General features: G+C 67.7%; 7 protein-coding genes and 2 pseudogenes. 1 reads left to right on the top strand and 8 read right to left on the bottom strand.

What is annotated here, in order from left to right; genetic code table 11:
• Positions 1-317 (bottom strand): DUF3348 family protein (locus ACT6S0_RS26245; protein ID WP_444766677.1); only part of this gene is annotated, 317 nt, incomplete at its 3' end.
• Positions 318-406: 89 nt separating this feature from the next.
• On the opposite strand from ACT6S0_RS26245, the gene ACT6S0_RS26250 reads away from it, so the two are divergent.
• Complete coding sequence (locus tag ACT6S0_RS26250; protein ID WP_444766678.1) at positions 407-1,522, top strand: threonine aldolase family protein; 1,116 nt, start codon at positions 407-409, stop codon at positions 1,520-1,522.
• A gap of 98 nt (positions 1,523-1,620) precedes the next feature.
• Here ACT6S0_RS26250 and infA read toward each other — a convergent pair whose 3' ends face one another.
• The 7 genes and pseudogenes from infA to ACT6S0_RS26285 form a co-directional block, all read right to left on the bottom strand.
• Entirely contained in the window at positions 1,621-1,887 is a 267-nt protein-coding gene (gene infA / locus ACT6S0_RS26255) for a translation initiation factor IF-1 (RefSeq protein WP_056200396.1), read from the bottom strand.
• A gap of 84 nt (positions 1,888-1,971) precedes the next feature.
• On the bottom strand, positions 1,972-2,196 hold the full coding sequence (locus tag ACT6S0_RS26260; RefSeq protein ID WP_444766679.1) for a hypothetical protein: 225 nt from the start codon (positions 2,194-2,196) through the stop codon (positions 1,972-1,974).
• Positions 2,197-2,298: 102 nt separating this feature from the next.
• Complete coding sequence (locus ACT6S0_RS26265) at positions 2,299-2,511, bottom strand: cold-shock protein (protein ID WP_444766680.1); 213 nt, start codon at positions 2,509-2,511, stop codon at positions 2,299-2,301.
• A 286-nt stretch (positions 2,512-2,797) separates the two neighbouring features.
• A pseudogene (locus ACT6S0_RS26270) lies at positions 2,798-4,086 on the bottom strand (phospholipase D-like domain-containing protein).
• Positions 4,087-4,333: 247 nt separating this feature from the next.
• Positions 4,334-4,402, bottom strand: a pseudogene (locus ACT6S0_RS26275) (FitA-like ribbon-helix-helix domain-containing protein); the annotation flags it as partial.
• A 116-nt stretch (positions 4,403-4,518) separates the two neighbouring features.
• Complete coding sequence (locus ACT6S0_RS26280; RefSeq protein WP_444766681.1) at positions 4,519-4,896, bottom strand: type II toxin-antitoxin system VapC family toxin; 378 nt, start codon at positions 4,894-4,896, stop codon at positions 4,519-4,521.
• Positions 4,893-5,096, bottom strand: a complete 204-nt coding sequence (locus tag ACT6S0_RS26285; RefSeq protein WP_444766682.1) for a type II toxin-antitoxin system VapB family antitoxin — start codon at positions 5,094-5,096, stop codon at positions 4,893-4,895. The genes ACT6S0_RS26280 and ACT6S0_RS26285 overlap by 4 nt, the downstream gene beginning before the upstream one ends.
• Positions 5,097-5,180: the final 84 nt, after the last annotated feature.

The following is a 5,180-nucleotide window of genomic DNA, read 5'->3' on the forward strand; positions in this document are numbered from 1 at the left end:
GCCAGCGGCACGCCATCGGGCGCGGGCTCGGCGGATTCGCGCGACAGCAAGGTGTCGTCGAAGGCGGTGCCCAACTCGTCCTGCAGGCGCGCCAGTGCAGCGTCGGCCCAGTCCATCGCCTCGCGGCGGGCGCCGTCGGCACGGCCGGCGGCTGGTGGCGTGGCCAGCACCTGCGACAGCCCGATGGCATCGGCCCAGCCCAGCCAGCCGCCCAGGCGCTCGGCCACCGGCGCCGCAGGCGGTGCGGCCACGCCCCATTGCAGCAGCAGCCGGGCCAGGGGCTCGGCGGCGGTGGTCTGCGGGAGGGGCGTTTGCATGATGCGGCCGCGCAAGGAAAAAGGGCGAGAGTTTAAAGACCCCCGATCACAAGCGCCCTCCCGCCCGGCGCACGCGACACTCCCGGCCCATGGCCACGTCCTATTCCAACGTCACCCCCAGCGCCGACATCGAGTTGCGCAAGCGCTGCACCCGCTGGCTCCATGGCCACCGGCCGCAGCTGTCCATGCGCGAGTCACTGTTGGCCCTGGCCGAACTGCCCGAAGCCGAGCTGCCGCTGGACATCTACGGCCAGGGCCAGGCCATCCAGGCGCTGGAGGCCGAGGTGGCCGCGCTGCTCGGCAAGCCGGCCGCGCGCTTCATGCACAAGGGCGTGGCCGCCCAGCTGGCCGCGCTGCGCGTGCACTGCGGCGACGGCGACGGGCCGGTGGCCCTGCATCCGCAAAGCCATATCGCCATCGACGAGGCCGAGGCCTTCGAGAAGCTGATGGGACTGCGTGGTTTGCGCATCGGCAGCACGGACCGGCCCACCCACATCGAGGACTTGATGGCCCAGCCGGAGCATCCGGCCGTCGTCACCGTCGAGCTGCCGCTACGCCGCGGCGGCTATGTTCTGCCCGACTGGGACGACCTGGTCGTCCTCAGCGGCTGGAGCCGCACCGCGCGCGTGCCGCTGCACTTCGACGGCGCCCGGCTCTGGGAGGCCTCGGCCCACTACGGCCGGCCGCTGGCCGAGATCGCCGCCCTGGCCGACTCGGTCTACGTGTCCTTCTACAAGGGCCTGGGTGGCCTGGCCGGCTGCGTGCTGGCGGGCAGCGAGGATTTCATTGCGCAGGTCGCACCCTGGCAGACGCGACTGGGCGGTAACGTCTTCACGCTATATCCCTTCGTGCTGAGCGCGCTGCAGGGCCTGCGCACGCAGCTGCCGCGCATGCCCGCCTACCGCGAGCGCGCCCGCACATTGGCGGCGCTCCTGGGCAAACAGCCGGGCTGGCGCGTGGCGCCTGAGCCGCCGCAGGTCAACGCCTTCCAGCTGCACCTGCCCGCAGGCCCGGAGGCGCTGCGCCAGGGCCTGCTGGCGGTGGCGCGGGAGGAAGGCTTCTGGCTGGGCGCGCGGGCGGTGGGCTCGCATGTCGTCGAGGGCGGCGCCATGGTCGAGATCGTCATTGGCGACGCCGCCGACGGCTGGCGTGACGCCGAGGCGGTGGGCGCCCTTGAGCGCGCCGTGGCTTTGGCTGCGGGCTGAGTCGGCGCGGCGTTGAATGCGTCCGCCAAAAGCAATCGGCCGCCAGGCAAAGCCAGGGCGGCCGATCGAAGGATCAGCTGCAGGTGAGCTTAAGAGGCTCAGCGGCGCTGCTGGCTGCCACCACCGGACGGCGGCGGACCGCGGCGTTCCAGGTGACGGAAGGTGATGCGGCCCTTGCTCAGGTCATAGGGCGACATCTCCAGCGACACGTTGTCGCCGGCCAGGATGCGGATGTGATGCTTGCGCATCTTGCCGCCCGTGTAGGCGATGACCTTGTGGCCATTCGACAGCGTCACGCGAAAGCGCGAGTCGGGCAGGATTTCATCCACGACGCCTTGCATCTCAATCAGTTCTTCTTTGGCCAAGTGTTGGGCTCCGTTGCGAAAGTTGGACGAGAGGCCGAGCACGTGGCCGTGCCGGCTGTTGATGCGGCCTCAAGCCGCTAGCGCTCAATGGCAGCGCGCCCAGGCCAGGCCTTCGGCCTGCGCATAGCGCAAGGCTGCCTGCGGGCTGATGAACTGCGGCGTGAAACGCATGACGCGGTCCACGCTGGCCATGCCACGGCCGGATCGGATCGAGACGAGGGCGTCAAAGCCGCCACCATCGCGTGCCTGGGTCATCGGCGAGACGACGAATCGTCCCACCTCGATATTGTTATTGTTGTTCTGAAGCATGTTGTTTTTCTTGTTGTAAAACCGGACCGGCGGAAGCCGGCCGCGGCGTACGTGGGCGTTTGCGTTCGCCCACCGGCGCCACCAGGGCGCCTGCGGTACTGGTTAGAGCGAACGGATGTTCGAGGCCTGGGGGCCCTTGGCGCCTTGCGTGGACTCGAACGAGACCTTGGCGCCTTCGGCCAGCGAGCGGAAGCCGCCGCCGTTCTTGATTTCGCTGTGATGAGCGAAGAGGTCCTTGCCGCCGCTGTCAGGCGTGATGAAGCCGAAGCCCTTGCCGTCGTCGAACCATTTCACGGTGCCGGTTTCTGTAGTCATGGGTGTTCCTTTGAGGAAAGTAGAGATGGAAGAAAACCCTCTGACGGCGTCATGCCGTGCAGAGACAGAAACACTCAAGAACACTCACCGGGAGTTGCTGAAGCGAGCCGCTCGCAAGAAGGGCCAGGGGGTGGCCAGCGGGGCTGCAGATAAGACCTTGAGGAAACGGTCTTGCGCGAATCTATGCCTGGAATGTAGCACGGGCGCCCCATGGCCTTTGCAGGCGGAGGGGATGAGGGTCTGTAGGAGGCGGCGTTAGGTCACGGTTGCGCCGCAAATCGGCGCGTCAGAGCTGCGCGTGCAGCACCGACGCCGCGCGCTCCAGCAGCCGCTCGGTCCAGGGGCGGTCGCGCCACGCCTCGGGCGTGATGCGCCGCGCCTTCGCCCAGTCCGCCTCGAAGACCCGCTGCTGGCTGCGGCCGAACTCGGCGTTCAGCACATTCAGGTTGGCCTCGTCATTGAGGCGGAAGGACCGGTTGTCGAAATTGGTCGAACCCACCGACGAGAAGATGCCGTCCACGACGATGCCCTTCACATGGAACATCGTCGGCTGGTACTCGGCGAACTCGATGCCGGCGTCCAGCATCGGGCCCCAGCTGCCGCGCGATGCGTGCCGCACCACCTCCGCATCGATGTGCCCGCTGGGCGTCAGCACGCGGATCTTCACGCCGCGCTTGGCCGCGTCGACCAGCGTCCTGATCGTCAGCTCATCCGGCACGAAATAGGCGTTCGACAGATCGATGCTCTTGCGTGCGGCCGTGATGGCCAGCAGGTACATCAGCTGCATGCTCTCACTGCCGCCGCTGGGCGAGCTGCTGAACATCTGCGCGTCGTAGGCGCCGGCCGGCTGCAACGCCGGGAAATAGGACTCGCCGTGCAGCACCTTGCCGGTGGCGCGCATCCAGTTGTCCAGGAATACCGACTGCATCTGCGCCACCACCGGGCCCTGCACGCGGTAGTGCGTGTCGCGCCACTCCGTCTTGTCACGCGCGTTGCCGCGCCACTCGTCCGCGATGCCCACGCCGCCGGTGAAGCCCAGGCGCCCGTCAACGATCAGCAGCTTGCGGTGGGTGCGGTTGTTCATCTGGCGCCAGTTGCCAAAGGCCGGCTCGTGGAAGCGCACGCATTCGACGCCGGCCGCCTCATCTGCTCCACCAGCGCCGCGTCCATCTTCAGGCTGCCCACCCAGTCCAGCAGCACATGCACCTTGACGCCCGCGCGGGCGCGCTCCGACAGCGCCTCGACAAACTCGCGGCCGATGCTGCCCGACCAGTAGATATAAGTTTCGAACGTGATCGTGCTCTTGGCCGAGCGGATGGCCGCCAGCATCGGCGGGAAGATCTGGTCGCCGTTGAGCAGCGTCTCCACCTGGTTGCCGGGCACGATCTGCGGGCCGAGCAAGGCGCCCAGCGCGCGGCGGAACTCCACGTCGTCGGTCTCGTACAGCTTGGGCAGCTGGTGTTCGATCTTCTTTTCCTGGCCGGCCAGGTTTTGATAGACGAACACGCCCAGCAGCGTCAGCGCCAGCGTGGCGAGTGCGACCGCCAGATAGGAAGACTTGCTGCCCTTGCGCATGGATGAGTCCGCAAAACGGCCCGCCTTGAGGGGCGGGCGGGGGAACAGCCGACGGCGATGAACCGCGCGTCGACCTGGTTTGGCGAAGCCGGCAACTTGGCGGCTTCTGTGAGCTGATATTAGGAACGAAACGTTGGGGGCTTCGTAGGCCGGGGCGCCGCGATCAGTGGTGGTGCAAGCCGTCCGCTGCGCGGCGCATGCTGAACCAGTCCCAGACTGGACGGCCAACCATGCAAGCCCTGAACCCTTGAGCGGCACGAACCCGGAGGGCGCGGTGGACGTCATCGGGCAGGTTGCGCACGGTCAGCATGGCCATGGCGGCTGCTCGGGAGTTGCATGCAATGAATGCACTTCGCTGAAGCGCATCCACATGGTGCAAGGCCGGGGTGATGGCACTTTAGTTTTGACCTGGTCCGACTTCCGTTTTCTCGGTCAGCGGACGGGCCGATGCAGGACGCCGGCGCGCTGCGCCAGGGCGGCGAGGCGCCGGTCCAGCGTCCATAGCGCCGCGCCAGGCGTCAGCCGTGTGGACGCCAGCAGCGCGATGTCCACATAGCCGCAGCCCTGGCCGAACAGCTGTTCGCGCTCCAGGAAGGCCAGCACCTCCTGCAGGCTGGCCTGCTGCGCCGAGGGCAGCCGTGACAGGTCGGCCAGCGTGCGGCTGCGCGACGGCGGCGTACCGCAGGCCAGTTCGCCCATCACCAGCGGGTGACAGAGCACGAGGTCCATCGCCAGCAGTTCGGCCAGCGCGGCGTTGTGCCGCCGAAAGTGGTCCACCCAGACGGAGGTGTCCACCAGGACCGGTTTCACTGCACCGCTTCCTCGCGGCGACGTGGCACGTCGGCCATCTCCGGCGCCTGACCGCCCAGCGCGGCAAGTCGCTTGGCGGCCTGCACGCGCACAAAGGTCTTGATGGCCTCGCGAAACAGGTCGGCCTTGTCCATGTCGGGGTCGGCAAGTTCCAGGGCCTGCTGGTACAGGGCGTCGTCGATGGTGACGGTGGTGCGCATGGTGGGTGCCTCAGGGTTGATGCGAGTCTGCATCTAATGAGGCATCAAGGCAAGCTGTGGGTTCGGCCAGGACCGGGTGTTGGC

The organism is Roseateles sp. (genome assembly GCF_052436255.1).
GTDB lineage: Bacteria > Pseudomonadota > Gammaproteobacteria > Burkholderiales > Burkholderiaceae_C > Pelomonas.

Bases quoted from the DNA above. Each gene is read 5' to 3' on its own strand.
- ACT6S0_RS26265 (WP_444766680.1), bottom strand. From the start codon at position 2,511: ATGACTACAGAAACCGGCACCGTGAAATGGTTCGACGACGGCAAGGGC.
- ACT6S0_RS26260 (WP_444766679.1), bottom strand. From the start codon at position 2,196: ATGCTTCAGAACAACAATAACAATATCGAGGTGGGACGATTCGTCGTC.
- ACT6S0_RS26285 (WP_444766682.1), bottom strand. From the start codon at position 5,096: ATGCGCACCACCGTCACCATCGACGACGCCCTGTACCAGCAGGCCCTG.
- ACT6S0_RS26250 (WP_444766678.1), top strand. From the start codon at position 407: ATGGCCACGTCCTATTCCAACGTCACCCCCAGCGCCGACATCGAGTTG.